Here is a 25,750-nt window from a genome sequence, read left to right as displayed (position 1 = left end):
CCCATGCTGCTGTGCACGAGGCTGACGAACGCGCACATCCTCACCATGGATCCGGACCACCCGGTCGCCCACGACCTGGGCATCTGGCAGGGCCGGATCGTGGGCCTCGACGAGGCCGTTACCGCACTGCCCGCCCGCGAGGTCATCGACCTCCAGGGCGCCACCGTCCTGCCCGGATTCATCGACAGCCACGTCCACCTGGCGTGGACGGGCCTCAAGGCGAGCTCCCCGAGCATCGCCGGCCTCGAACGCGTCGAGGACGTCCTCGACGCCGTGCAGGACGCCGCCCTGCGCGCCCACGCCCCCGGTGAGTGGGTCAGCATCGGCGGCTACGACCAGCGGGCCCTCGGACGGCACCTGACCGCAGCGGAACTCGACCGAGTCAGCCACGGCCGCCGCGTGTTCGTCATGCACGACTCCGGCCACGCCTGCGTCGTCAACAGCGCCGTGCTCGACCTGCTGCCGGCCGGTGTCCCCCACGACGACGGCGTCCTCGTGGAGAGCGCGATGGGCGCCGTACGCAGCCTGCGCCTGCCGTACTCCCAGCAGGAGCTCGCGGACGCCGTCGAACACGCCGCACGCGTCTGCCTCGCCGAAGGCATCACCGCCTGCGCCGAGGCCGGTATCGGCGCAGGCCTGCTCGGCCACAGCCCCGTCGAGCTCGGCGCCTACCAACTCCTGCGCGACCAGGGCCGCCTGCCCCTGAGGATCCAGCTCATGCCGGGCGGCGACACACTGCGGCCGCTCGGCGCGCACGACCACGACGGCATCCCGCGCGCGCTCGACCTGGGCCTGCGCACAGGGTTCGGCGACGACTGGCTGTCGCTCGGTGCGCTCAAGATCTACACCGACGGCGGCATGATGGCCCGCACCGCCGCGCTCACGTCCCCGTACGAGGGCATGACCCACACGGGCCGGCTCCAGGACGACCCCGAGCACCTCACCTCCCTCATCGTCGACGGACACCTCGCCGGATGGCAGCTCGCCGTCCACGCGATCGGCGACCGGGCCGCCGACCTCGCCCTGGACGCCCTGGAACGGGCCCAGACGCTGCGGCCCCGCCCCGACGCGCGCCACCGCATCGAGCACGCCGGGCTCGTCCGGCCCGACCAGCTGACCCGCTTCGCCCGCCTCGGACTCAGCGCCGTGATCCAGCCCAGCTTCCTGCGCTACTTCGGCGACGACTATGCGGCCGTCATGGGTGCGGAGCGCGCGCCCTGGATGTACCGCGGCCGGGCCTTCCTCGAGCACGGCATCACGCTCGTCGGCAGCTCCGACCGACCGGTCACCGACGGAGCGCCGCTGCGGGCCGTCCAGTTCATGGTCGAGCGGGCTTCGCTCTCGGGGCAGCTCATCGGTCCCGAGGAGGCCATCACCGTCGACGAGGCGCTGCGCGCCTACACGGTCGCCGGGGCCTACGCCTCGCACTGGGAGGACAGCGCCGGTACGCTCACTCCCGGCAAGCGCGCCGACTTCGTCGTCCTCGGCGACGACCCCCGCCGCGTCGATCCGTCCAGGATCGGCGACATCGAGGTCGTCGCGACCTTCGTGGACGGCCGTGAGGCGACGGAGGGACGGAAACTGTGAGCGGCGGCATGCATCATCCGGGACGACCGTGCTCGTAGGGGCGCATCCGGCGCAGCTGGGGACGACCGGGCTGCCCGCACCCTGGGAGCCCGGGGAGGCCGAGGTACACCTGTGGGCCGTGGGGGTCGACGCCTACGCGCCCGACGCCCTGGCGGGGGAGGGGCTGCTCGACCCCGACGAACGGGCCCGGTGCCGAGCCTTCGTGCGGGATGCCGACCGGGTCCGGTACCGCGTCGCGCACGTGGCGCTGCGCCGGCTCCTCGGGGCCTATCTGGACCGGGACCCGGCGGCCGTACGCCTCGTACGCGAGCCGTGCCCCGGTTGCGGCGAGCCGCACGGCCGCCCCGCCGTGGCCGGCGCGCCCCTGCACTTCTCGCTCTCCCACGCAGGTGACGCCGTGCTGCTCGCCTTCGCCGGGGTACCGGTCGGCGTCGACGTCGAGGAGGTGCCGGCCGCCGACGCGGCGGCCGAGGTGGCGGCCATTCTGCACCCGGCCGAGCGGGCCGAACTCGCCGCGCTGCCACGGTCGGAGTTCCGCGCGGCGGTGGGCCGCTGCTGGTCCCGCAAGGAGGCATACCTGAAGGGCGTCGGCATCGGCCTCGGTGAGCCCCCGTCAGTGACGTACGTGGGCACGGGCCGGGTGCCGGGAGCCGTGCCCGGGTGGACCGTGACCGACGTGGCGAGCCCGCCGGGATACGCCGCCGCCTGTGCGGTCCGTACGGCGGAGGCGACTTGAGCGATAAGCTTAGGTAAGGCTAACCTATCTTGACTGTGTTTCACCGGGACGGCACAGCGCACCAAGAGGGCGCCTCGCACGGTGGAGCCGAGGAAGGAACGCCTTGATCACGGCCACGCCGCGCCCCGCCACGCTGCTGTCCGACGCGCCCCACCCGACGTGTGCACCTTCTGCCCCCGTCCTGCCGGTGCGCTCCGCCCGCTCCCGGGACGCCGCGGCGCTCGCCGCGCTCTCCGAGCCGTTCGTCCGCTCCGGCGCACTGCGTGCCCGCCCGTTCCAGGTCTACACATGGCACGCCAGGGACTTCCTGGTGGCCGAGGCTCCCGACGGAACGCTCGACGGCTGCCTGGCGCTCCGTCACCACACCGAACCGGCACACGACGGACGGGCGACCGGAATCCTCTACAACTTCTGCGTCGCGCAGCACAGACAGGGCGGCGGGCTGGGCGCACAGCTCCTGTCCGCCGCGCTGGCCGAAGGCAGGTCGCGGGCACTCGACATGCTGTTCACCGCGACGACCGGAAGCGGCCGCCTCTTCCTCCACCACGGCTTCGTCCACGTCTCCCCGCGCCTCGCACCGAAGACCTGGGCGCGCTCGCTGGACCCGCGGCGCAACGCCAAGGTGTTCGCCTGCGTCCTGTGACCACGGCCGTGCACGGCATACGCAACGACGGACAGTGGCCCGAGCCGAATGGCTCGGGCCCTGTCCGTCGTGACGGCATTCCGGAGTCAGGCGCCCAGAATGCCGGGCAACTCCTTCACCAGCGCGGAGATTTCCTCCTCCGTGACCGTCAGGGCCGGAGCCAGCCGGACGGTCGACGTGCCGGTCGCGGTGACCAGGAACCCGGCATCCTGAGCGGCCCGCTGCACGCGTGCCGCCACCGGTTCGGCGAGGGCGACACCCAGCAGCAGCCCGGTGCCCCGCACTTCCCGCACGAGCGGGCATCTCAACTCCTCGATGCCCCGGCGCAGTTCCTCTCCCTTGCGCACGACCCGCGGGAGCAGGTTCTCCGTCTCGATCGTCTCCAGCACGGCGAGCCCGGCCGCGCACGCCACGGGGTTGCCGCCGAAGGTGGACCCGTGGTCCCCGGGGCCCAGCAGGTCCGCCGCCCTCCCGAATGCCAGGGTGGCGCCGATCGGCAGCCCGCCGCCGAGGCCCTTCGCGAGGGTCACCACGTCGGGAGCCATGCCGGGGACCGACTGATGGGCGAACCAGCGCCCTGTACGGCCGATGCCCGTCTGCACCTCGTCCAGGACCAGCAGTGCCCCCGTGGCGTGTGTGATCTCCCGCGCCGCCCGGAGATACCCGGGCGGCGCCGGCACGACCCCCGCCTCACCCTGGACCGGCTCCAGGACGACGGCCGCGGTGTCCTCTGTGACCGCGCAGCGCAGGGCCTCCACGTCTCCGAACGGTACGTGTGTGACCGCACCGGGCAGCGGCAGGAACGGGTCGCGCTTGGCGGCCTGCCCGGTCAGGGCCAGAGCGCCCATGGTGCGTCCGTGGAACCCGTGCTCGGCGGCGACCATGTGGGTGCGCCCGGTCCGCCGGGCGATCTTGAAGGCCGCTTCCACCGCCTCCGTACCCGAGTTGGCGAAGAACACCCTGCCCGTCCGCCCGAACAGGGCCAGCAGCCGCTCCGCCAGGGCGACGGCCGGTTCCGAGACGAAGAGGTTCGACACATGCCCCAGCCGGGAGACCTGGGCGGTGACCGCTTCGACCACTGCCGGATGCGCGTGCCCGAGCGTGTTGACCGCGATCCCGCCGGTGAAGTCCGTGTAGGCACGGCCCGATTCGTCCCAGACCGTGCTGCCTTCACCCCGGACGAGCGCCGGCCGGGGTGTGCCGTACGTGTTCATCATGACCGCGCTCCAGCGGTGCGCCAGTGGTCCGGCGCTCTCGTCGGCGGTCACGTGCGGTCCTCCTTGGTCTCGGGGGCCTCGTCCGGGACGACCGTGGTGCCGGGGCCTTCCTCGGCGAAGACGCCGCGGAGCAGGGCGTGCGGCACCCGGCCGTCCAGCACATGGGCCTTGCGGACGCCCCCGCGCACCGCCCGCAGACAGCCCTCCATCTTCGGGAGCATGCCGCTCGCGAGCCCCGGCAGCAGCGCGTCCAGTTCACCGGCCGCGAGGCGGCCGATCACCTCGGTGCTGTGCGGCCAGTCCGCGTACAGGCCTTCGACGTCGGTCAGCACCACCAGCCGTTCCGCGCCGAGCGCGACGGCCAGCGCCGACGCCGCGAGATCGGCGTTGACGTTGTAGACCTCCCCGTCCGCACCGCGCGCGACGGGTGAGACGACCGGGATGCGGCCCTCCTCGAGCAGGGTGCGCACCGTGGCGGGCTCCACGGCCACGACCTCTCCGACGAGACCGATGTCGACCGGCCGTCCGTCCACCATCGCCGGGCGCCGTACGGCGGTCATGGTGTGCGCGTCCTCGCCCGACATCCCCACGGCGAAGGGGCCATGGGCGTTGAGGGCGCCGACCAGGTCCCGCTGCACCTGGCCGGTCAGCACCATGCGGACCACGTCCATGGTCTCCGGCGTCGTCACGCGCAGCCCCGCCTCGAAACGGACCTCCAGGTCGAGGCGGTCGAGCATCGCGCTGATCTGCGGTCCGCCCCCGTGCACGACGACCGGACGCAGTCCCGCGTGCCACAGCTCCACGACGTCCTGTGCGAACGTCCGGTGGAGCGCGGGGTCCACCATGGCGTTGCCGCCGAACTTGACGACCACCGTCCGGCCCTGGAGCTCCTCCAGCCACGGCAGGTCGGCGGCCTTCAGGCCGGCGGCCGTCACGTCGGCAGCGGTCAGGCCGGCAGCCGTCAGGTCGGTGGCCGCGGCGGGCCGGCCGACCGGGAGTGATCTCATCCGCGTCGTCCCCTGCCCGTTCATGAGCTGTACGCACTGTTCTCGTGGACGTACTCGGCGGTAAGGTCGTTGGTCCAGATCACCGCCGAGGAGTCGCCGGCGCACAGATCCACCGTGACCGTGATCCGGCGGCCCGACAGGTCGACCTTGTCCCTGGACTCGCCCGCCGCGCCGTTCCGGCACACCCAGACGCCGTTGATGGCCACGTCGAGGCTGTCGGGATCGAAGGCGGCCGACGTGGTACCGATCGCGGACAGCACCCGGCCCCAGTTCGGGTCCTCCCCGTGCAGCGCGCACTTGAGGAGGTTGTTCCGTGCCACGGACCTGCCCACTTCGACGGCGTCCTCCTCCGAGGCGGCGCCGACGACGGCCACCTCGATCTCCTTGGACGCGCCCTCGGCGTCGGTCACCAGCTGCCGCGCCAGATCCAGGCACACCGCGTGCACGGCCTCGGTGAAGTCCGCGGGATCGGGGGCGACTTCCGAGGCGCCCGATGCGAGCAGCAGCACGGTGTCGTTGGTGGACATGCAGCCGTCGGAATCCACCCGGTCGAAGGTGGTGCGCACCGCCTCGCGGAGCGTCGGGTCGAGAGCGGCAGCGCCGACGTCGGCGTCCGTGGTGAGGACGACCAGCATGGTGGCGAGACCGGGTGCGAGCATGCCCGCGCCCTTGGCCATGCCGCCCACGGTCCAGCTCCCGCGGGTGACCACGGCGGTCTTGTGCACCGAGTCCGTCGTCTTGATGGCGACGGCCGCGTCCTGGCCGCCGTCGGCCGACAGCCGCTCCGCGGCGGTGTCGATGCCCGCCGTGACCCGGTCCATCGGCAGCGGGACGCCGATGAGCCCGGTGGAGCACACCGCGACGTCGTACGGGTCCATGTCCAGGGCCCCGGCCGTGCGCTCGGCCATCAGCTGTGCGTCGGCGGCGCCCGCCGTCCCCGTACAGGCGTTGGCGCCACCGGAGTTGAGGACGACGGCCGATATGCGGCCGTCGGCCAGGGCGCGCCGGGACCAGCGTACGGGGGCGGCCTGCACGCGGTTGGAGGTGAAGACGCCGGCGGCGGCGCGCGACGGCCCTCGGTTCACCACGAGGGCCAGATCACGGTCACCGGATGCCTTGATGCCGGCGGCTGCACCGGCGGCAAGGAATCCACGGGCAGCGGTCACGCTCACGGAGCGACTCCATTCGTGGGCAGGCCCAGCCGTTCCGGCAGGCCGAGGGCGACATTCATGCACTGCACCGCGCCACCCGCGGTGCCCTTCGTGAGGTTGTCGATGGCGCTCACGCAGATCAGCCGCCCGGAGTCCGGGTCCACGGCGATCTGTACCTGCGCGGTGTTGGAGCCGGCCACGGCGGCGGTCGAAGGCCACTGCCCGGGCGGCAGCAGCCGTACGAACGGCTCGTCGGCGTATGCGGCTTCGTAGGCCGCGCGCACCTCGTCCTCCCCGGTCGTGGCCGCGCCCGCACGCAGGCGGGCCGAGCAGGTGGCGAGGATGCCCCTGGGCATGGGAGCCAGGGTCGGGGTGAAGGAGACGGTGACGTGTTCGCCCGCCACCTGGGAGAGGTTCTGTGTCAGCTCGGGTGTGTGCCGGTGGCCGCCCCCGACTCCGTACGGGCTCATGGAGCCCATCACCTCGGCGCCGAGCAGCTGCGGTTTGAGTGCCCGTCCGGCGCCCGACGTTCCACTGGCCGCGACGATCACGGCCTCCGGCTCCACCAGGCGGGCGCCGTAGGCGGGGAACAACGCCAGCGTGACCGCCGTCGGGTAGCAACCGGGCACGGAGATCCGGCTACTGCCCGTCAACTCCGTTCGTGTGCCCGGCAGTTCCGGGAGCCCGTACGGCCATGTCCCCGCGTGCTCGGATCCGTAGAAGCGCTTCCACTCGGCGGCGCTGCGCAGCCGGAAGTCCGCGGCGCAGTCCACGACGAGGGTGTCGTCCCCGAGGGCGCGCGCGATCGGCGCGGACTCACCGTGGGGGAGTGCGAGGAACACGACGTCGTGTCCGCGCAGGACCTCGGCCGAGGTCGGCTCCAGCGTGCGGTCGGCGAGCGAGCCGAGATGCGGATGCGTGTCTGCGACCCGGCGCCCCGCACTGCTGTGGGCCGTCACGGCGCCGATCTCCACGCAGGGATGGGTGGCCAGGAGGCGCAGCAGTTCACCGCCGGCGTAGCCACTGGCCCCGGCCACCGCGACCCGTACGGTCATGTTCGTTCCGTCTTTCCTTGTGTGGAGCTCGTTGAGCGGAGGAGCTCGTGTGTGGGGGCTCGTGCGCGGGTAGGCAGAGGAGGGCTCTCACGCGTTTCGCGTCGCCTTCTGGAGCAGCAGGTCGCGCAGGAGTGCGTCCGTTGTGCAGACCACGCCGCTCTTGGCCGCCCACCGCAGGGCCATGGTGTGCTCCTCCGCGGAGAAGTCGGCCACGGCGTCCGCGACGACAAAAGGCTGAATGTCGTTCATGAAGGCGTCGGCGGCTGTCAGGAGGACGCCCAGGTGGGCGTGCACACCGCAGATGATCAGTTGGTCCCGTCTCTCCAGGCGCAGCAGTCTGCCCAGATGGCTCCGGAGGAAGGCGTTGTGGCGCACGTTCGCCAGCAGGTGTTCTCCCTGGCGTGGGGCGAGCGGGGCGATGATGGCCGCGGCGTCGGGCTCGTCACCGATTCCAGGACCCCAGACGTCCGCCACGAGCCCGCGCTGACCGGGCAGTTGGGCTGCCGGCTCGGCACTGAAGATCACCGGCATGCCGAGCGATCCGGCGAGTTCCCGCAGGGTGGTGATGTTGCGGACCATGTCCACGACCGGCGACCCGTCCTGCGGAAACGCCCGTACGAAGTGGTTCTGCATGTCGTGGACGAGGAGTGCCGCCCGGTCGGGGTCGATGTCCCAGGAGGCGCACGACGGGGGGAGTGTGGTGCGGTCGGGCATCGGATATGACGCGATGACTGGCAAGCCCATGACTGTCCCTCCCCGGACGACGTGCATGCGCATCCATGCACCGAACGAACTTAGATAAGCCTAACCTAACCAACGGGCGTGGGGTTCGGTCAGCCGACCTTCCAGTAGCCGAGGGCGTGCAGCCGCTCCTTCGGTACGCCGAGCTGCTTGCGGGCGAAGGAGGTGAGGGCGCGGGTGGTGGTGGTGTCGCAGGCGATCCAGAGGTAGGACGAGTCGTCCATGCGCTCCGCGAGGGCTGCGCGGACCGTCTCGACCAGGTGCGCGCCCTCGTCCTGGCGCGGCAGCTGGATGACCTCGCGGGTCGCGGTGCCGCAGGTCGGGGCGTGGTCGCTGTCGCGGGGGTGGGAGGTCTCGTACCAGATCGTGGCCGGGGTCAGTGGCATCGCGTCGAGCAGTGAGTCGATGGCCGGGCGGGACGCCGGATCGCCGACGACGAGGAGCCGCGACGGCAGAGGGCCGGGCACGCTGAACTCCGAGCCCTGAACCGTCGCCTCGATGGTGTCGCCGGGGCGTGCCGAGCGGGCCCAGTCGCTCGCGCGGCCGGGGTGGAGGACGAAGTCCATGCTGAACGTGCCCGCGGCGGGGTCGGGGGCGACGAGGGTGTAGGCGCGCTGGTGAGGGCGGTCGCCGTTGTCGAACCACAGGCGCACCCACATGGTCGGATGGACTCCCGTGGTGCGGAGCATTCCGCCGTCCGTGAAGGACAGGCGGTGGAGCCGCTCCGAAATCCGCTCGTTCGACCGGACGGTGAAGGTGAAGTCCTTGCCGCGCATGAGCTTGAGGACGGTGCCCTGCCAGCCGTGTCCCACGTTGTCTCCCTACAGGTTCGTGATGACGGGTTGCGCCTTATCCGAGGTGAGGCACGAGGAGTTGGCTGATTCGCTCGCCCGCTTCCGCGGCGTTCCGGGCCGGTGCCGGGAACAGCAGGCGCAGGTCGCAGTGACCAATGGGGTATTCGCAGCGCAGTGTGATGCCTCGACGGTCCAGGGCCAGCGGCACGGCTCGGGTGAAGCCCTGTGGAACCCGGGACCCGGCGAGCGCCACCAGCCCGGCCAGCATGTCCTCGTGTGCGTCGGCGAGATGAGTGAGCATCGCCGCCTCCTCGATCGCGAGTGGATCGGGGGAGGCCAGGGTCATCTCGTCGAGCCCCACGTCGACCGTTTCGGCCGGCGTGCTCAACGTGACGCGCGCGGTGTCGAGGCGCAGGGCCGCGGCGTCCCCGCGCCTGTCCGGCGTCAGCCACCCCGAGACCGTGACCCGGGCCCGCACGCGGGCGCGCGTCGCGGTCGGCGTGATGTCCGTGAACTCCAGCAGGGCGGCGAGGCTGCCGCGCGGCGCGTGCGCTACCTGGGCGGCGAGGGGGCTGTCGGCCTGCGGATGCAGCGTGATCCGCCCCCTCCGGCTCACGGAGTGCATGCCGATCAGGTCGTACGCCTGGCCCTGTGTGGTGAGGGAGAGGGAGACGGCGCGGGCAAGGACGGTGCGGACCTGTTCCGCCGCGGTCGGCTCGGTCGGCTCGGTCGGCGACGTCTCGGCTACGGGGCTCAACGGGACTCCATGCGGTACGGGTTGGGCGGGCCGGGGTGGTGGGTTCTCCGGCATGAGCCCAACCCCCCTTTGAGCGAGGTAAGGCTAACCTTACTTGATGGGTGTGTCCATGCGGGTGTGAACGCTGTTGCCAGGTGTGAGCGCGCGGGGCGTGCCGCCACGATGTGCGTCGCGCACCCCGCGTACCCGGGCGGCGGACCCGGGCGCGCCCGGGAGGGCGGCTCAGCGGCGGGGGGAGCCGGACGCGACGTGAGGGCGGCTCGGTACCGGGGGAGCCGGACGCGACGTGAGGGCGGCTCAGCGGCGGGCGCGCTGGGCGGCCACCACCTGGCGCAGGGTGCGATCGCCCGCGCCGCCGCGCTGGACGCGCTCGGCGAAGCCCGGGAACTGGCCTGCGATCGCGCCCAGCAGCCGCAACTCGAACGGCGCGACGTTGATTTCGGCGACGTCGCGCTCCACGGCCCGTACCACCCCGGCGACGACCTGCCGCGGCGACACGGTCCGCATGCCCGCCGGGGGCTTCGCGCCCGTCGCGGCGAACATGCCGACGTCCCTCACGAATCCGGGCTGGACGATCGACACGCCGACGCCCGTGCCGTGCAGGTCCTGGCGCAGCCCGAGCGCGAAGCCGCGCAGACCGAACTTCGTCCCGCTGTAGAGGGACGCCGATTTCGTCGCGGCCTTGCCCGAGATGGAACCGACGAAGGCGAGATGGCCGCTGCCGGCCTCGACCATGGAGGGTGCGAGCAGGCGGGCGAGCATGACGGGGGCGCGCAGGTTGACGGCGAAGGCGCGGTCGATCTGTCCGGGCGTGTAGTCGAGCAGATCGCCGCTGGAGGGCAGGGCGGCGTTGGCGATCAGAATGTCCGGACCGGATGCCTCCTCGGCGAGCCGTTCCACATCCGCCGCTTCGGCCAGATCGGCGACGACCGCGCGGGCGCCGAGGCGTTCCGCGAGCGGTTCGAGGGCCTCGGCGCGCCGGCCGCTGAGAATCAACTTCGCTCCACGGGCGGCGAGTTCGGCGGCGAGCGCGCCGCCTATACCGCCTGTCACCCCGGTGAGCAGAACGGTTGCTCCGGTGATCCGCATCTGGTTACCCTCCAGTTCTGTTCGTTCGAACGAACAATAGGGAGGCGGTCACAGCGTGTCCACAGACGAATTCGGCGGACTGGCGGAACACATCAGGGCCTTGGCGGCCGGCGAGACGACGTCGGAGGCGCTCGTCGTGGGCGCACTCGCCCGTATCGAGGCGACGCAGGGCACCATCAACGCCTTCCGTACCATCCGCTTCGCGCAGGCCCTCGAAGAGGCGCGGGACGCCGACCGGCGGCTCCTGGCGGGCGCGGGGGTCCCCCCTGGACGAAGTCCTTGGGGGAGGCTGCCGCTGCTCGGCGTACCGATCGCCGTCAAGGACGACACCGATGTCGCCGGCGTGCCCACCTACTTCGGCTGCCCGGGTGAGATCCCGGAGGCCACGGCCGACGGCGAGGCCGTCCGCAGGCTGCGGGCCGCCGGCGCCGTCGTCGTCGGCAAGACCAACTCCTGTGAACTGGGCCAGTGGCCCTTCACCGAGGGCCCCGCCTTCGGCGCCACCCGCAACCCCTGGTCCACCGGCCACACCCCCGGCGGCTCGTCCGGCGGGTCCGCCGCCGCCGTCGCCGCGGGTCTTGTGCCCGCGGCCCTCGGGTCCGACGGCGCCGGCTCCATCCGCATCCCTGCCGCCTGGACCCACCTCGTCGGCATCAAGCCCCAGCGCGGCCGCGTCTCCGTCCACCCGTACACCGACTGCTTCCAGGGCCTCACCGTCAACGGACCCCTCGCCCGGACGGTCGCCGACGCCGCCCTGCTGCTCGACGCGGCGTCCGGCGCGCACCCCGACGAGCCGTACCACCCCGACGCAATCGACGCCTCGGCAGCCGCCCGCCGCGAACCCGGCCGGCTGCGCGTCGCGCTCGCCCTGCGCCCGCCTCTCACCCTCACCGGCGCCCGCCCGCACCCGGAGGTCCGGCGGGCGGTCACCGACCTCGCGGAGACCCTCGCCCGTCTCGGCCACCAGGTCGAAGAGGCCCGCCCCCGCTACGGGCTCATCGGCCTGAGTTTCCTGCCGCGCGCCGCCACCGGCATCGCCGAGTACGCCGACCGGCACCCCGACCCTTCGCTGCTGGACGCCCGCACCCGGTCCTCCACCCGTTCCGGCCACCGGCTCGGCGGACGGGTCGTGCGCGCGGCCCGCGCCCGTGAGGCGGCGCAACACCGCAGGATCGGCGGGTTCTTCGACCGCTACGACGTCCTGCTCACCCCCAGCACGGCTTCCCCGCCCCCGCGCATCGGCGCCTTCGACGGACTGTCCGCGCAGCGCACGGACGTCGGTATTGCCGCCGCCTGCCCGTACGCATGGCCCTGGAACGTCCTCGGCTGGCCCGGCGTGAACGTGCCGGCCGGTTTCACCCACGACGGCCTTCCCGTCGGAGCCCAGCTGCTCGGGCCGGAAGGCGGCGAGGAACGGCTCATCTCCCTCGCCGCCCAGCTCGAGGCGGAGCTGCGGTGGTACGAGAAGCGTCCGCCCACCCCCGCGACCAGCGAAAGCGCTCCGATGGGACAATGACGGCATGTCCACCGCCGCCCGTTCAGCGCCCACCAGGCAGCGCATCATAGAAGCCGTCCTGCTCATCATCGGCAGGGACGGCGTGGCGGCCGTGACAAACCGGCGCATAGCCAAGGAGGCGGGAGTCTCGCTCGGCTCGGTCACGTACCACTTCGAGACGCAGCACGAGCTGCTGCGCGAGAGCCTGCTGCACTTCGTGCGCGACGAGACCCGCCGCTTCACCGAGCTGGCCGACGGATGCCGGAGCGAGGGCATCGACATCGCGGGCGCCGCGGCCCTCGCCGGCCAGGTCGCGGGCGGAATCGGCTTCGACAACGGCCACATCGCGACGTTCGAGCTGTACGTCGAGGCCGGACGCGACGAGCGCCTGCGCGAGGCCGCCTCCGAGGCGTTCGCGGCCTACGACCGGCTCGCCACGGAGATCCTCACCGGCCTCGGCGTCCCCGGCGCGGAGCGGCTCGCCGCGACGACGGTCGCCCTGGTGATGGGTCTTCAGCTGCGCCGGCTCGCCACCGGCGGGCCCGCGGAGGACCTGGTGGACGCGCTGCTGCTGCTCGCGCGCGGCGCGGTGGGTCCCGAGGTGCTCGGTCTGCCCGCCGGGCAGTGACCGCGGTCGGTGCGGAGGCGCTCGGTCTGCCCGCCGGGCAGACCGCCCACACGCGGCTACCGGGCCCTGATCGACACCCGGGACGGAGGGCTCGTCGTCCGCCCACCGGGCCGGGTGGAGCGCGTCCGGTATGGAGGTGTTCACCCGCCGTGAACGCGAGCTCACGGCGCCGACGGCGCTGGGCTGAAGAACGAGGAGATCGCCGCCCGCATGGTGATCAGCCCGTTCACCGCCAAGACGCACATCAGCCGCGCGATGACGAAGCCCGGCGCCAGGGGCGGGCCCAACTGGTCGTCTTCGCCTGCGAATCGGGCCTGGTCGAGCCGCGTGAGCCGTCCGGTCGGCGTGGGCAGCCCCGGCCGCCCGGGTGTGCCGGTCCCTGAGACGCAGGTCCGCGAAGCGTCGGCCCTTGATGCGCGCCCGACACCACAAAATTACCCTGAAAGGGTGCATATCACTCGCCGGTGCTTCCTGTTCGTGCTTGCCGCGGGGCTGCCGCTGGGCCTGCTGCCCGCGCAGGCCTCCGAGACCGCTGTCCCGCGGCTGTCGGCCACCGTCAGTGAGGTGTCCGCGGCCCGGCTCGGCGCGAGCCATGAGCCCGGCTGTCCGGTGCCGCCGTCCCGCCTGCGGCTCATCGAGATGAACCACTGGGGCTTCGACGGCCGCATCCACCGAGGAGAGCTGATCGTGCATCAGGACGTGGTCCGGCCCGTGCTGCGCATCTTCGAAAAGGTCTTCGAGGAACACTTCCCGGTCCACCGCATGCGCAGCATGGCCGAGTACGGCGGCAGTGACACCAAGGCCATGGCGGACGACAACACCTCCGCCTTCAACTGCCGCCGAGTAACCGGCGATTCGAGCCACCTGTCACGGCACTCCTACGGCGACGCCATCGACATCAACCCCGTGGAGAACCCGTACGTGGACCGCGCGGGCGACATCCACCCCCCGGCCGGCGAGCAGTACCTGGACCGCGACCGGCACGCCAAAGGCATGCTCAGGCCCGGCGACGCCGTCACCACCGCGATGAGAGAGGCCGGTTGGCAATGGGGCGGCCACTGGTCCCCGCCCGACTACCAGCACTTCTCGGCCGACGGCACCTAGCAGCGGACGTACGGGGGGACGTGGGGGCGGACGACGGTCCGTCCCGCAGACCCTGCGCAGTGGCGTCCGACCGCCGACAGCTCGAAGGCAGGCCGGAGGCGGCCCGGCGCTGAGCCGGCGCCCGTGGGAGAAGCGGCCGGCGGGCCCGCGTTCCCCTGTGGCCTTGCCCGGAGCCGGCCGGCACTCCGCCCGCGCGTTTCGTGGACGTGTGCCGGTGGCGTGCCGAGTGCGAAGAGCCGGCGACTTCGTGGAAGCCGTGGACGTGCCTCGGGTCCGAGGCTGTTGACGCGGGCCCGAAGCTACTTCCGCAGCCCTGCCTCGTCGGCGGCCAGCACCCCACGACCGGTGGGGGAGTGGACGTTGTTGCCGACGGCGTCGCCGCAGTGGCGGCAGACCACCACCGGCTCGAGGACCTCGCCGCATGTGTGCCGCCAGCGGACGGGCGGGTCGTCGGGATTCAGATGCCGGTCGCCCCACCGCATGAGTGTCACCAGCACGTCCCCCAACTCCCGGCCTGCCGGGGTGAGGTGGTACTCGTATCTGGGCGGGCGCTCGCAGTACTGCTTGCGCCGTACGATGCCGAAGGACTCCAGTTTGCGCAGCCGCGTGGTCAGGATGTCGCGGGATGTCCCGGTGTTGCGGATGATCTGGTCGAAACGGTGCACGCCATGCAGAATTTCGCGCACGGCGAGCAGGGACCAGCGTTCACCCACCAGCTCAAGGGCGTCCGCGATGGAGCACTCCCGAGGGGCTGTTGACTTCGACATGGGCCCACTTTAGGTCAGTGAATCTGCTTTTCGAACCTGAAGGACCAATCCGTCCCGCCGGCGGACCGTTTCCCGGTGAGAGGCTTGCGGGCGCCTCCGCGGCGCCGAGGCGCAAGGCCTCCGCCGTCGTCCTGCGCCGGGGTGCCCCGACACCAGTGGAGCAGCGGCCCGTGCCCGGCGGCCGCCGTCAGCGGTCGGCGGCGATGTCCTCGCGGAGGCCGTCGGAGAACTCCCACCACGACAGCGGCAGCCAGTCACCGTCGACGAAAGCGTCGACAGTAGCGCCATGACCGCGCACAGTCACCGTTGTGCCGGGCGGGTACGTCGTACCGGACAGTCCGGGTACAGGGACGAGCAGGGTCCCGAGCCTTTGTGCTGCCATTTATTTCGCCCTCCCCTTCCGTTCGGCGGCGCTATATCCGGGTGGATATTCCTGCCGAGGTTACCGGCTTGTTTGTCGGCGTAGGCCGGAGAATCATGAGAGGTGGGTCACGCGTGAAGCGGGGCGGGGGCGGAAATCTCAGCGGGCATCGCCGAGCGGAGGTGGCAGCCATGAAGGCCGTCGTGTACAAGGGACCGTTCACCGTGGCGGTCGAAGACGTCGAGAAGCCAAGGATCCAGCACCCCAACGACGTGGTCGTACGGGTCACGTCGACAGCGATCTGCGGCTCCGACCTGCACATGTACGAAGGGCGTACCGCGGCCGAGCCCGGCATAGTCTTCGGCCACGAGAACATGGGAGTCGTCGAGGAAGTCGGCCAGGGCGTCACCTCGCTCAAGGAGGGCGACCGCGTGGTCATGCCCTTCAACGTCGCCTGCGGGTTCTGTGTCAATTGCGTCGAGGGATACACCGGATTCTGTCAGACCGTCAATCCCGGCTTTGCGGGCGGTGCTTATGGCTACGTCGCCATGGGGCCCTGGCCGGGCGGGCAGGCGGAATACCTGCGTGTTCCCTATGCCGACTTCAACTGCTTGAAGCTACCGGCAGGAAAGGAACACGAATCCGATTTCATCCTGCTCGCCGACATCTTCCCCACCGGGTACCACGGCTGTGAACTCGCGCAGGTCCGTCCGGGCGAGAGTGTCGCCGTGTACGGGGGCGGGCCGGTCGGGCTCATGGCCGCCTACTCGGCCCTGCTCCGCGGCGCGAAGAAGGTGTTCGTCGTGGACCGGGTTCCCGAGCGGCTGGAGAAGGCACGGGAGATCGGCGCTGTTCCCGTCAACTTCGCCGAGGGCGATCCCGTGGAGCAGATCAAGGAGCAGACCGACGGCGTCGGCACGGACAAGGGAGTCGACGCTGTCGGCTACCAGGCGATGGCGCACGGCACCGGGCGCGAGGAACCGGCGACGGTTCTGAACTCGCTCGTCGGCACGGTGCGGCCCACCGGAGCACTCGGCGTGCCCGGCCTCTACGTCCCCTCCGATCCCGGGGGCCCCGACGAGCAGGCCAAGCACGGCATGCTCCTCGTCGCGATCGGCAAGCTCTTCGAGAAGGGCCTGCGGATGGGTACGGGACAGTGCAACGTGAAGCGCTACAACCGGTACCTGCGCGACATGATCATCGAGGGCCGGGCGAAGCCGAGCTTCGTCGTCTCGCATGAACTGCCCTTGGGGCAGGCTCCGTCCGCGTACGACAAGTTCGACAAGCGGATCGAGGGTTACACGAAGGTCGTGCTGCACCCGTAGATCCCTCGCAGGCGGGCCCGGCTCCGGAAACGGAACCGCCCCCGCCGCAGTCCGCCGACGGGAAGGTGTTCCGTCTGCTCTACGAGGCCCGGCGCACCTTCCGTCGACGGCGTGAGGGCCGCTGTTGTCGGGCATGGGTCACACCCCATCGGGAGCAGGCGGACGGCGGCGCGGTACGCCTCCCGCCCGCCTGCTCCCGGCGCACGGGCGCGTCTCAGAGGCGCTCGATGACGGTGGCGTTGGCCAGCCCGCCGGCCTCGCACATGGTCTGCAGGCCGTACCTGGCGCCCCGGTCCTCCAGATTGTGCAGCAGCGTGGTCATGATCCGGGCGCCGCTCCCGCCCAGCGGATGGCCGATGGCGATGGAGCCGCCGCGCACGTTGAGCCTGTCGGTGTCGACGCCGGTCTCCCGCTGCCAGGCCAGAACCACGGAGGCGAAGGCCTCGTTGACCTCGAACAGGTCGATGTCGTCCACGGCGAGCCCTGCCTTGGCCAGTACCTTCTCGGTGGCCGGCATGATGGCCGTGAGCATCATCAGGGGGTCGTCCCCGGCCACGGCGAAGGCCCGGAAGCGGGCTCGGGGCCGCAGTCCGAGCCGCTCTGCCACGTCCGAGCCCATGATCAGCAAGGCTGCCGCGCCGTCGTTGAGGGGCGAACTGTTCCCCGCGGAGACGCTCCAGCCGATCTCGGGGAACCGCTCCTCCATGCGCGGGTCGTAGTAGGCGGACTTGAGGCCGGCCAGCGCCTCGGCGGTGGTCGTCGGCCGTACGGTCTCGTCCCGCATGCCGCTCCAGGCGACTTCCCGCTCGAACTCGCCCCGCTGCCAGGCGGCCGCGGCGCGCTGGTGGGAAAGCAGCGCGAAGGCGTCCTGCTCCTTGCGGCTGATCTTCCAGCGAGCCGCGATCAGTTCGGCGCTGATGCCCTGGCCGACCAGCCCCTCCGGGTAGCGCTCACCCAGCTTCGGACCGAACGGATCGCTGCCGGGCAGCACGCTGGACCCCATCGGCACCCGGGACATCGACTCGACCCCGCAGGCCACCACCACGTCGTAGGCGCCGCTCATCACACCCTGGGCCGCGATGTGGGCGGCCTGCTGGGACGAGCCGCACTGCCGGTCCACCGTCATGGCCGGCACGCTCTCGGGGAACCCTGCGGCCAGCACCGCGTTGCGGACGGTGTTCAACGACTGGTCCCCGACCTGGCTGACGCATCCGCCGACGACGTCGTCGATCAGGGACGGGTCCACGCCGGTCCGCTCCACCAGGACGCCGAGCGTCCTGGCGAGCAGGTCCACGGGGTGCTCGCCGTGCAGCGCACCTCCCGGCTTGCCCTTGCCGATCGGCGTGCGAACGGCCTCGACGATCACTGCATCCCGCATGAAAACCTCCTGTGGCAAAACATGGAACATGGAACGTGGTGAGTGGGGACCGCACCCGGCGGGCCCGTGGGGAGGGAACGGCGCACAAGGAGCTTCGCGGTGCCGCCTGCGCCGGGTGTCACGACTGACCCGGGCCGGTCCGCGGTGCCCGGCCGGCCAGACCGAGGAAGAGGCCGGCCACCCCGGCGGCGCCGGTTGCCAGCAGCGTCATCAGCCAGCCGTTGTCGAAGGCGTCCAGCGCCTCGGCGGTGTCGCGCGGCGTGCCCATGGCGGCCACGAGCAGCGCGATGCCGAGCACCGTGCCGACCTGGCGTGCCATCGTGACCACGCCCGAGCCGGTCGAGAAGCTCTGCGGCGGCAGCGCCGTGACGGCAGCGGTGATCAGGGTCGGCAGAGTCAGGCCGACACCGACACCGGTGAGCAGCATGCCCGGCAGCATGCCGGTCACATAGTCCGCGCCGGGCTCCAGCTGCACGTACCACCAGGCGATTCCCGCCGCGAACACCGCGCAGCCGGCCACCGCGATCGGGCCGGCGCCGATCTTGCGGGCGAGGGGGCCGATGCTGACGGCCAGTACGGGCGGCAGCAGGGTGCCCGGGAAGATCGCCAGTCCCGTCCTGAGCGCCGACCAGTGCCAGACGTCCTGGCACCACAGCACGGCCGACAGCAGCATGGCCGCGAAGGCCACCGCGAACAGGACGTTGGCGAGCGAAGCCGGGCTGAACGCCGGAATCCTCAGGAGGGGGAGCGGAAGCACCGGTGACCTGTGCCGTGCGGAGCGCGCAACGAACCACACCAGCAGGACGACCGCGACGGCCAGCGACCCGAGGAACGACGCAGAGGTCCAGCCCCATTCCTCGCCCTGGACCAGGCCGAGGGCGAGGGCCGCGATGGCGATGGTCAGCACTCCCGCACCCAGAAGGTCGGGCCGTGGCAGATCCCGGGCCGGCACCCGCGGCAGCACACGCACGCCGACGATCAGAGCGGCGAGGCCGATCGGCACGTTCACCAGGAACACCCAGCGCCAGTTCAGCTCGGTGAGCAGGCCGCCGGCGACCGGGCCGAGGGCGCTGGCCACGCCGCTGATGGCCGTCCAGGCGCGGACGGAGGAGACCCGGCGCTCGGGCGGAGCGGTGGCCAGGAGCAGGCCGAGCGACGAGGGGATGAGCATGGCCGCGCCGATCGCCTGCACCACGCGGGCGGCCACCAGGAACCAGACGCCGGGCGCCAGTGCACACAGCGCGGAGGCCACGGTGAACAGCACGATGCCCGCGAGATAGGCGACCCGGGGGCTGGTGCGGTCGGCGAAGTTGCCCGCCGGCACCAGCAGCGCGGCGAAGACCACGGCGTACGCGTTGAGCACCCAGGACAGCGACGCGAGTGAAGAGCCGGAGAACTCGTGGCCGATGTCGGGAAGGGCCACGTTGACGATGAACACGTCGAGGTTGGCCATGGCCACACCGGCCGCGACGACGGCGAAGACCGGGCCGAGCCGTGGTCGTGGTCCCGTAGGGCTGGGGGCGGCGGTGGTCTGTTCGTCGGGGAGGCTCATGTTCTTCCCGTCATTGGGTTCGGAATTCCAACTGACCTGGTTGGCGAACGTAGCAACGGTCGATCGAGCGCCGCAACCGCCATGGGGGTGCCTGTGACGGAACGCTCAACTGCACCTGGGAAAAGGGGGGTTGTCAGGCGCGAATCGGCGTTGTTAAGGTCGCTCCGCCATGAAGGTTGGATTATCCGACCCACTCGGGGGGCGGTCGTGGGTCGCTGTGCCACGGACCTCCTGCCGATCTCCAGAAGGGCGCCCTGGCCCGCGTCTTGTGCCACTCGCACGGACCCAACGGTTCGAACCGAACATCCGGAGTGAGAGTGAGTCCTACCGAAACCCTGGCCGATCCGCTCGATGTGATGGGCCGTCTCCTGGCGCCCGCGGGCAAGCAGAACCCGTACCCCTTGTACGAGGAGATGCGCGCCCATGGACCGGTGGTCGACGTGAGCGGAGTCCACGTCTTCGTCACCGGCCACGCCGAGTGCGCCCGGGCCCTGCGGGACCCGCATCTGCTGTCGACCGACGCGGCCGTCCAGGACCTGAAGTTGCCCGGCTGGCGCGAGCACTCCTCGTGGTACTGGCTGACGAAGAACATGCTGTTCTCCAACGACCCGGACCACGAGCGCTACCGGCGCTTCTTCAGCAGCGCCTTCTCCGCCCGAAGCGTGGCGGCGTGGCAGCCCATGGTGGAGCGCCGGGCCGAGGACGCAGTGAGCAACGTCGCTGCGCTCGGCGCCGGTGGCGAAACGGTGGACCTGGTCCCCGAGTTCACGTTCCGCATGGCCACGGGCGTCATCGGTGAACTGCTCGGCATCCCCGACGAGGACCATGCGGGGCTGCGCGCCGTCGTCGGCGACATCACGCTGGCCCTGGAGCCCATCGGCGACCTGGCACAGCTGGTCCCGGGTGACGGCGCCATGGACCGTCTGGCGGAATATTTCCACGACCTGGTGGCCCGGCGCCGCGCGGCCCCCGGCCCCGACTTGACCAGCGCCTTCGTCGAGGCCCGCGATGCCGGTGGCGAGCTGACGGAGCAGGAGCTGGTCGCCAACCTGATGCTGCTGCTCGTCGCCGCCGCCGAGGCGCCGCAGGACCTGCTCAGCAACATGGTGCGGCTCGCCCTGGAGCACCCCGCGGAGCGGGCCCGGCTGTGCGAGGACCCGCAGTCGGCCGCCGGATTCGTCGACGAGACGCTCCGCTTCGACCCGGCGGTGCAGGCGCTCAACCGGGTCGCCGCGCGAGACCTGGACTTCTTCGGGGTGAAGGTCGCCGCCGGAGTCCCGCTGACCCTGCTCATCGCCGCGGGCAACCGCGACCCGCGACGCTTCACCGACCCCGGCGTCTTCGACCCGTCACGGCCGGACAATCAGCCGCTGACGTTCAGCGGCGGTGCCCATTACTGTCTCGGGGCGGCGCTGGCCCGGATGTCCGCGGAGACCGCGGTGCCAAGGCTGCTGCACCGGCTCCCCGGTATGGCCCTGGTCGGCCCGCCCACGTTCCGCGACCAGATCGTGCAGCGGGGACACGACCGACTGCTCGTCATGACCGGCTGACCCGAACCTGTTCCCACGGCCGGTCCGCTGCGGGGCACGCGCCGCGGCGTACGCCGCGGCGGCAGGGCCGCGGCGGAGCCGTCCGCCGAAACGAGAGGAATGTACGTGCCGACGAACACACCGTCCGGTGACCTGGAGCTTGCGGCGTCCCTGGACGGGGACTTCACGAGTGCACACGCTGATGTCAACGGGGTCCGGCTGCACTACGTGGCCGGTGGGCGGGGAGAGCCCTTGGTTCTGCTGCCCGGCTGGCCGGAGACCTGGTGGGAATACCGAAAGGTCATGCCGGCGCTGGCCGAGCGTTTCCGTGTGATCGCCGTCGACATACGAGGAATGGGCGGGTCCAGCAAGCCGGCCGCCGGTTACGACAAGAAGTCGATGGCTCGCGATATTCACGCCCTGGCCCGTCATCTCGGTTACGACCGCATTAATATCGCCGGTCATGGAATCGGCTCCATGGTTGCATTCAGTCACGCCGTCAACCATCCGTCGGCCACCGCGAAGCTGGCGATGCTGAATACAACTCACATCGACGAGAACTACCACGAATTCCGTATCATGCCTCGGCCTACCGATCCGGGACCGCACCGCTGGTGGCTCGCCTTCAACCTGGTGCCCGATTTCCCGGAAAAGGTGCTGGCCGGCCGGTACCGGCACCTCGTCGACTACATGTTCGGCCTCAGTCTGGTGAACCCGGACGCCATCAGTTCCCGCGACCGTGACGTCTACGCCCACGCGTACGACTCGCCGGAGGCCATCCGTGCGAGTCAGGCCTGGTTCCAGGCGTATCAGCAGGACATCGACGACTTCCGCGGATACGGCAGGGTGACCGTGCCCATGCTGGGGCTCGCGTACGGCGGCTTCTTCGAGTACATGCAGAAGGTGCTGCCCACTCAGGGGACCGACGTGCGGGTGGCCGAGGTCAAGGACACCCGCAACTATCTCGTGGAGGAGCAGCCCGAGGCCGTCGTTTCGGAGCTCATCGAATTCTTCGGCTGACCGGGGCGCGATCCCCGCCGGTCGCGGCCGATCGGCGTCGGCATGGTCCTGGAAGCGCGTGAACCCGGGACATGGTGACGCCGTTCGCCGGAATGTTTCATTCAGTGCTTGACCGGCCCACGATGCCACCATTGTGGTGCCTGTCACAGGTGGATATGCCCGCCGAATGAGCTCGGGACAGGCTACTGTTGGGTACATGCTGAGTACCCACGATGCAAGCGAACCGGGAGCATTACTGAAAAAGCCGGCCGGCGGGTGGATCGAGGCTGAAAGCCATCTGCAGGGATTCGGTGGTTTTCACGGCGGACTCGCTCTCGCCCTGCTCGCCTCCGCGACGCAGTCGCATGTGCCCGGTCTCGAGTTGCAGAGCATCACCGGCCGCTTCGACCGGCCGATCGAGTCCGGATTCACCGTCGCAAGTTCCCTCATACGCTCAGGAAGAACCACCGCCGCCGTGTCGGCCACGGCAAGGAGTACCAAGGGCCCGCACATCGAGGCATCGGCGGTCTACGGAGTGCCGGGTGAGGCCGCCTGGCAGCCTGTGGCGCCGAGCGCGCCTGTCGCCCCGCCGCCGCAGGACTGCGAAGTGTTCGCCATACCTCCGGAGTTCGTGCCCATCTCCACCAGCATGGAAATCCGGCCGGTGGGTCCGGCGCGCCCGTACGCCGGCGGATCGGAGCCCGAACTCATCGCGTGGGTACGGCTCCTCGAGGACGACGATCCGCCGGACGTACTCCGCTCCGTCTTCCTCATGGACGCGCTCGCTCCCTCCTACACGGCCGTCCTCTCCCAGCTCGTCCTGGTGCCCACCGTCGAGCTGACGGTGAGGCCCGCTGCGGGGCTGGCAACCGCCTCCTCCCCGTGGATCCTCCTGCGGGCCAGGACGCTCGCCGCCTCAGCCGGTGGCTGGATCGACGAGCAGATAGAGACCTGGGGCCCGGACGGAACACACCTGGGCACCGCCCATCAGCTCCGGGTGGTCCGCGCAGGCTGAGGCGACGCACACGATTCCTGAACGAACCCTGAAAGGCCGTTGGCTGTGGAACCGTTGGATCTCTCCTTATCGGATCCCTCCTCTGTGGATCCCTCCTCCGGGGTATCGCTGGTGCACATCCTCGACCAGCGGGCCCGGGAAACGCCCGATCGGCTCGCCTTCCGATTCCTCCCCGACGGAACGAGCGAGCACCTCGTCGACTGGACCTATCGCGAACTCGCCGACCGCGCAGAGGCGGTCGCCGTCAGGCTGCACGACAGCGGCCTCGACAGCGGGCGAGTGGTGCTGGCCCTCGACCCCGGACTCGACTACGTGGCGGGGCTGTTCGGTATCCTCCGGGCCGGATGCACCGCCGTACCCTCCTTCCCGCCCTTCGGGCGACGCGCCATGGCGCGCTTCTTGTCCATCGTGGAGGACTGTGCCCCCCGAGCCGTGCTGACCCATGCGCGGTTCTCCGGCCAGGTGGACCAGTTCCACGAGCAGTTGTCCGGCTTTCCGGAGAGGCCGCAGTGGATCTTCCCCGATGAGGACTTCTACGTGAGCCGGACCCAGGTCGGTGTGCCGTTGCGGGCCGTCGATCCGGCCCTGCTGCAGTACAGCTCGGGGTCCACCGGAGACCCCAAGGGGATCGTCCTCACCCATGACAACCTGGTGAGCAACTGCCGGGTCCTCGACAGTCACATGGGCTTCGAGGAGGACCGGATCGGCTGTTCCTGGCTGCCCCCGTACCACGACATGGGGCTGATGGGCACCATCATGCTGGCGGTGTACGGGGGATGGCCGCTCGTCATGATGTCCCCGGTTCACTTCGTCCAGGACCCGTACCGCTGGCTCAAGGCGATCAGCGACCACCGGGTCACCATCACCGTCGGTCCGAACTTCGCCTTCGACCTGTGTGCCACGGCCGTCGGCGACGAGGAGCTGGCCACACTCGACCTCAGCACCCTGCGCCAGGTCTTCTGCGGAAGCGAACCGGTGTCCGGCGCGACCCTCGAGCGGTTCCGGGGGCGCTTCGGACCCGCGTGCGGCTTCGATGTCGCCTCGGTCATCCCCTGTTACGGACTCGCGGAGGCCACTCTGTTCGTGTCCGGCAAGCCCGAGCGCAGCTCCGCGATCCGGACGGAGTGGCTGAGCAAGGAGGCGCTGGAGCGTGGCGTGGTGCGCAGGACCGGCGGCAAGGACGCCGACGAGGCGGTGGGTGTGGTCAGCTGCGGTGTGATCGCGGAAGGCCACGACGTCATCGTCGTCGACCCGGAGTCCGGACGTCCGGTGCCGCCCGGCGGCGCAGGGGAACTGTGGGTCACCGGACCCAACGTGGCCACCGGCTACCTCAACCGGCCGGAGCTGACGGAGAGCACGTTCGGCGCCCGCCCGCAAGGACGTACGGACGGCCCCGAGTACCTGCGTACCGGAGATCTGGGCTTTCTGCTCGACGGGGAACTGTTCGTCACGGGACGGCTGAAGGATCTGATCGTCATCAGTGGCCGCAACCTCCATCCTCAGGACATCGAGGCGTCGGTCCTGCAGGCCCACGAGGGGCTGCGCAGATCGGCCGCGTTCTCCGTGCGCAGCACGGCACGTGACGAGGAGGAGGTCGTGGTCGTCGCCGAGTACCGCGGCACGGGCCGCGAGTTCGCGGCCGAGGAGAGCCGGCTGAGGGAGCTGGTGACCGCGGCGGTGACGCGGGAGCACGGCGTCCGGCCGGCCGGCATCCACTTCGGCCCGCCGGGTACGGTCCTGATGACCACCAGCGGCAAGATCCGGCGCAGCGCGACACGGGACGCCTGCCTTTCGGGAAGCCTCAAGACGTTCCCGGCGGCCCGCGTGGCGGACCAGGTGGTCGTCGCATGAGCGCCGCCGGCACAGGAGCCGGCCGGGCGTTGCCCGGCGGGGACGCGGCGGAGACGACGGCGGGCGGTGTGGACCTGGCCGCGCGCAGGCTGGCCTGGATCACCGTGGGAGTGCCCACCCTTGGCATGGCGGCGGCTGTCGTCTTCTCCTTTCGGTACGGCTTCACCTGGTACGACGGTCTGCTCCTGTTGATCATGTACCTGATAACCTCGCTCGGGGTCGAGGGTGGCTTCCACCGGTTCTTCTCTCACCGTTCCTTCTCCGCCGGGCCGGCCATGACCGCCTTCTGGGGAATCGCAGGCAGCATGGCTGCCCAGGGGCCGGTCATCTTCTGGGTCGCGATCCACCGCCAGCACCACGCCTTCACCGACCGGGACGGCGATCCGCACTCGCCCCGGGCGCTCGGGCCGGGGCTGTCCGCCAGGCTGCGCGGGTTCTGGCACGGCCATGTCGGCTGGCTGTTCACCGTGCGCCGGCAGAACTGGAGCAAGCGCGCCTCGGACCTGGTGCGGGACCGACTGGTCATGCGGCTCAACCAGTACTACCTCGTCTGGGTGCTGGCCGGACTCGCCCTGCCCGCGATGCTCGGCTGGGTGCTCGGCGGCGGCACTCTGCGCGGCGCCGTCGGCGGCCTCCTCTGGGGCGGCCTGGCCCGGATCTTCCTCCTCGACCATGTGACATGGGGAGTGAACTCGATCGGTCACACGCTGGGAAACCGCCCGTATCGCACGCGGGACAACAGCAGAAACGTCGCACCACTTGCCGCGCTGTCCGTGGGCGGCTCCTGGCACAACAACCACCACGCGCGTCCCGCTCTGGCACACAACCGGCACGGGCTGTGGCAGATCGACCCCACGGGCGCCGTCATCCGGGCCTTCGAAGTACTCGGTCTGGTCTCCGACGCGCGCTATCCCGATCGTATGCGCGGCGATGAGCGGCGCACACCTGCGGACCAGAAGAGGAGCTGAG

General features: G+C 70.9%; 24 protein-coding genes and 1 pseudogene. 13 read left to right on the top strand and 12 right to left on the bottom strand.

All coding sequences use genetic code 11. The annotated features are described in order from the left end of the window. Positions 1-6 precede the first annotated feature (6 nt). The 3 genes from ACZ4SA_RS25720 to ACZ4SA_RS25710 all read left to right on the top strand — a co-directional run bounded on the left by ACZ4SA_RS25720 (position 7) and on the right by ACZ4SA_RS25710 (position 2,966). The gene (locus ACZ4SA_RS25720; RefSeq protein WP_468278864.1) at positions 7-1,587 is read left to right on the top strand and encodes an amidohydrolase; all 1,581 of its coding nucleotides are present in this window, start codon (positions 7-9) and stop codon (positions 1,585-1,587) included. Between the two features lie 28 nt (positions 1,588-1,615). Next, positions 1,616-2,323: a 4'-phosphopantetheinyl transferase family protein gene (locus ACZ4SA_RS25715; protein ID WP_468278786.1), complete on the top strand. Its 708-nt coding sequence runs from the start codon at positions 1,616-1,618 to the stop codon at positions 2,321-2,323. Positions 2,324-2,426: 103 nt separating this feature from the next. Further along, on the top strand, positions 2,427-2,966 hold the full coding sequence (locus ACZ4SA_RS25710; RefSeq protein ID WP_468278783.1) for a GNAT family N-acetyltransferase: 540 nt from the start codon (positions 2,427-2,429) through the stop codon (positions 2,964-2,966). Positions 2,967-3,052: 86 nt separating this feature from the next. Here the strand turns inward: ACZ4SA_RS25710 and ACZ4SA_RS25705 are convergent, their stop codons facing one another. From ACZ4SA_RS25705 to ACZ4SA_RS25670, 8 genes are all read right to left on the bottom strand, one after another. Further along, positions 3,053-4,183 carry an acetylornithine transaminase gene (locus ACZ4SA_RS25705; RefSeq protein WP_468278861.1) on the bottom strand — a complete coding sequence of 377 codons (1,131 nt, stop codon included), beginning with the start codon at positions 4,181-4,183 and terminating at the stop codon, positions 3,053-3,055. 47 nt (positions 4,184-4,230) lie between these two features. Beyond that, on the bottom strand, positions 4,231-5,190 hold the full coding sequence (gene argB / locus ACZ4SA_RS25700) for an acetylglutamate kinase (protein ID WP_468278781.1): 960 nt from the start codon (positions 5,188-5,190) through the stop codon (positions 4,231-4,233). A 20-nt stretch (positions 5,191-5,210) separates the two neighbouring features. Further along, entirely contained in the window at positions 5,211-6,362 is a 1,152-nt protein-coding gene (gene argJ, locus ACZ4SA_RS25695; RefSeq protein WP_468278779.1) for a bifunctional glutamate N-acetyltransferase/amino-acid acetyltransferase ArgJ, read from the bottom strand. Further along, positions 6,359-7,396: an N-acetyl-gamma-glutamyl-phosphate reductase gene (gene argC, locus ACZ4SA_RS25690; protein ID WP_468278776.1), complete on the bottom strand. Its 1,038-nt coding sequence runs from the start codon at positions 7,394-7,396 to the stop codon at positions 6,359-6,361. Before argC ends, argJ begins: the two co-directional genes overlap by 4 nt. A gap of 87 nt (positions 7,397-7,483) precedes the next feature. Beyond that, a complete protein-coding gene (locus tag ACZ4SA_RS25685) occupies positions 7,484-8,140 on the bottom strand; it encodes an isochorismatase family protein (protein WP_468278774.1) in 657 nt (218 codons plus the stop codon). Positions 8,141-8,229: 89 nt separating this feature from the next. Beyond that, entirely contained in the window at positions 8,230-8,949 is a 720-nt protein-coding gene (locus ACZ4SA_RS25680; protein WP_468278772.1) for a siderophore-interacting protein, read from the bottom strand. Between the two features lie 37 nt (positions 8,950-8,986). After that, entirely contained in the window at positions 8,987-9,688 is a 702-nt protein-coding gene (locus ACZ4SA_RS25675; RefSeq protein ID WP_468278769.1) for a DUF2470 domain-containing protein, read from the bottom strand. A 297-nt stretch (positions 9,689-9,985) separates the two neighbouring features. After that, positions 9,986-10,777, bottom strand: a complete 792-nt coding sequence (locus tag ACZ4SA_RS25670; RefSeq protein WP_468278767.1) for an SDR family NAD(P)-dependent oxidoreductase — start codon at positions 10,775-10,777, stop codon at positions 9,986-9,988. A gap of 55 nt (positions 10,778-10,832) precedes the next feature. On the opposite strand from ACZ4SA_RS25670, the gene ACZ4SA_RS25665 reads away from it, so the two are divergent. The 4 genes and pseudogenes from ACZ4SA_RS25665 to ACZ4SA_RS25650 all read left to right on the top strand — a co-directional run bounded on the left by ACZ4SA_RS25665 (position 10,833) and on the right by ACZ4SA_RS25650 (position 14,004). Continuing rightward, positions 10,833-12,293 carry an amidase gene (locus ACZ4SA_RS25665; protein ID WP_468278764.1) on the top strand — a complete coding sequence of 487 codons (1,461 nt, stop codon included), beginning with the start codon at positions 10,833-10,835 and terminating at the stop codon, positions 12,291-12,293. Positions 12,294-12,297: 4 nt separating this feature from the next. Then, complete coding sequence (locus tag ACZ4SA_RS25660; protein ID WP_468278762.1) at positions 12,298-12,900, top strand: TetR/AcrR family transcriptional regulator; 603 nt, start codon at positions 12,298-12,300, stop codon at positions 12,898-12,900. Between the two features lie 84 nt (positions 12,901-12,984). Beyond that, positions 12,985-13,283: pseudogene (locus ACZ4SA_RS25655) on the top strand (response regulator transcription factor); the annotation flags it as partial. A 64-nt stretch (positions 13,284-13,347) separates the two neighbouring features. Next, positions 13,348-14,004, top strand: a complete 657-nt coding sequence (locus tag ACZ4SA_RS25650) for a M15 family metallopeptidase (RefSeq protein WP_468278760.1) — start codon at positions 13,348-13,350, stop codon at positions 14,002-14,004. A gap of 299 nt (positions 14,005-14,303) precedes the next feature. Here ACZ4SA_RS25650 and ACZ4SA_RS25645 read toward each other — a convergent pair whose 3' ends face one another. Next, on the bottom strand, positions 14,304-14,771 hold the full coding sequence (locus tag ACZ4SA_RS25645; RefSeq protein ID WP_468278757.1) for a winged helix-turn-helix transcriptional regulator: 468 nt from the start codon (positions 14,769-14,771) through the stop codon (positions 14,304-14,306). 187 nt (positions 14,772-14,958) lie between these two features. Continuing rightward, positions 14,959-15,153: a hypothetical protein gene (locus ACZ4SA_RS25640; protein WP_468278754.1), complete on the bottom strand. Its 195-nt coding sequence runs from the start codon at positions 15,151-15,153 to the stop codon at positions 14,959-14,961. Positions 15,154-15,323: 170 nt separating this feature from the next. On the opposite strand from ACZ4SA_RS25640, the gene ACZ4SA_RS25635 reads away from it, so the two are divergent. Continuing rightward, positions 15,324-16,457 (top strand): glutathione-independent formaldehyde dehydrogenase, encoded by a 1,134-nt coding sequence (locus tag ACZ4SA_RS25635; protein WP_468278752.1) that lies wholly within the window; start codon positions 15,324-15,326, stop codon positions 16,455-16,457. A gap of 214 nt (positions 16,458-16,671) precedes the next feature. Here the strand turns inward: ACZ4SA_RS25635 and ACZ4SA_RS25630 are convergent, their stop codons facing one another. Next, complete coding sequence (locus ACZ4SA_RS25630) at positions 16,672-17,835, bottom strand: thiolase family protein (RefSeq protein WP_468278750.1); 1,164 nt, start codon at positions 17,833-17,835, stop codon at positions 16,672-16,674. Between the two features lie 118 nt (positions 17,836-17,953). Further along, the gene (locus ACZ4SA_RS25625; protein WP_468278748.1) at positions 17,954-19,387 is read right to left on the bottom strand and encodes a DHA2 family efflux MFS transporter permease subunit; all 1,434 of its coding nucleotides are present in this window, start codon (positions 19,385-19,387) and stop codon (positions 17,954-17,956) included. 317 nt (positions 19,388-19,704) lie between these two features. On the opposite strand from ACZ4SA_RS25625, the gene ACZ4SA_RS25620 reads away from it, so the two are divergent. The 5 genes from ACZ4SA_RS25620 (at position 19,705) to ACZ4SA_RS25600 (ending at position 25,749) form a co-directional block, all read left to right on the top strand. After that, positions 19,705-20,937, top strand: a complete 1,233-nt coding sequence (locus tag ACZ4SA_RS25620) for a cytochrome P450 (RefSeq protein ID WP_468278746.1) — start codon at positions 19,705-19,707, stop codon at positions 20,935-20,937. A 99-nt stretch (positions 20,938-21,036) separates the two neighbouring features. Further along, positions 21,037-21,936, top strand: coding sequence for an alpha/beta fold hydrolase (locus ACZ4SA_RS25615; RefSeq protein WP_468278744.1), 900 nt, complete (start codon positions 21,037-21,039; stop codon positions 21,934-21,936). Positions 21,937-22,132: 196 nt separating this feature from the next. Further along, positions 22,133-22,930 carry a thioesterase family protein gene (locus tag ACZ4SA_RS25610; RefSeq protein WP_468278741.1) on the top strand — a complete coding sequence of 266 codons (798 nt, stop codon included), beginning with the start codon at positions 22,133-22,135 and terminating at the stop codon, positions 22,928-22,930. Positions 22,931-23,014: 84 nt separating this feature from the next. Beyond that, entirely contained in the window at positions 23,015-24,781 is a 1,767-nt protein-coding gene (locus tag ACZ4SA_RS25605) for a fatty acyl-AMP ligase (protein WP_468278739.1), read from the top strand. After that, positions 24,778-25,749 (top strand): acyl-CoA desaturase, encoded by a 972-nt coding sequence (locus ACZ4SA_RS25600; RefSeq protein WP_468278736.1) that lies wholly within the window; start codon positions 24,778-24,780, stop codon positions 25,747-25,749. The genes ACZ4SA_RS25605 and ACZ4SA_RS25600 overlap by 4 nt, the downstream gene beginning before the upstream one ends. Position 25,750 lies beyond the last annotated feature (1 nt).

This window comes from Streptomyces sp. NPDC027962 (genome assembly GCF_055566095.1).
Note: the sequence above shows the minus strand (reverse complement) of the source record. Positions and strands in the feature narration are given on the sequence as shown.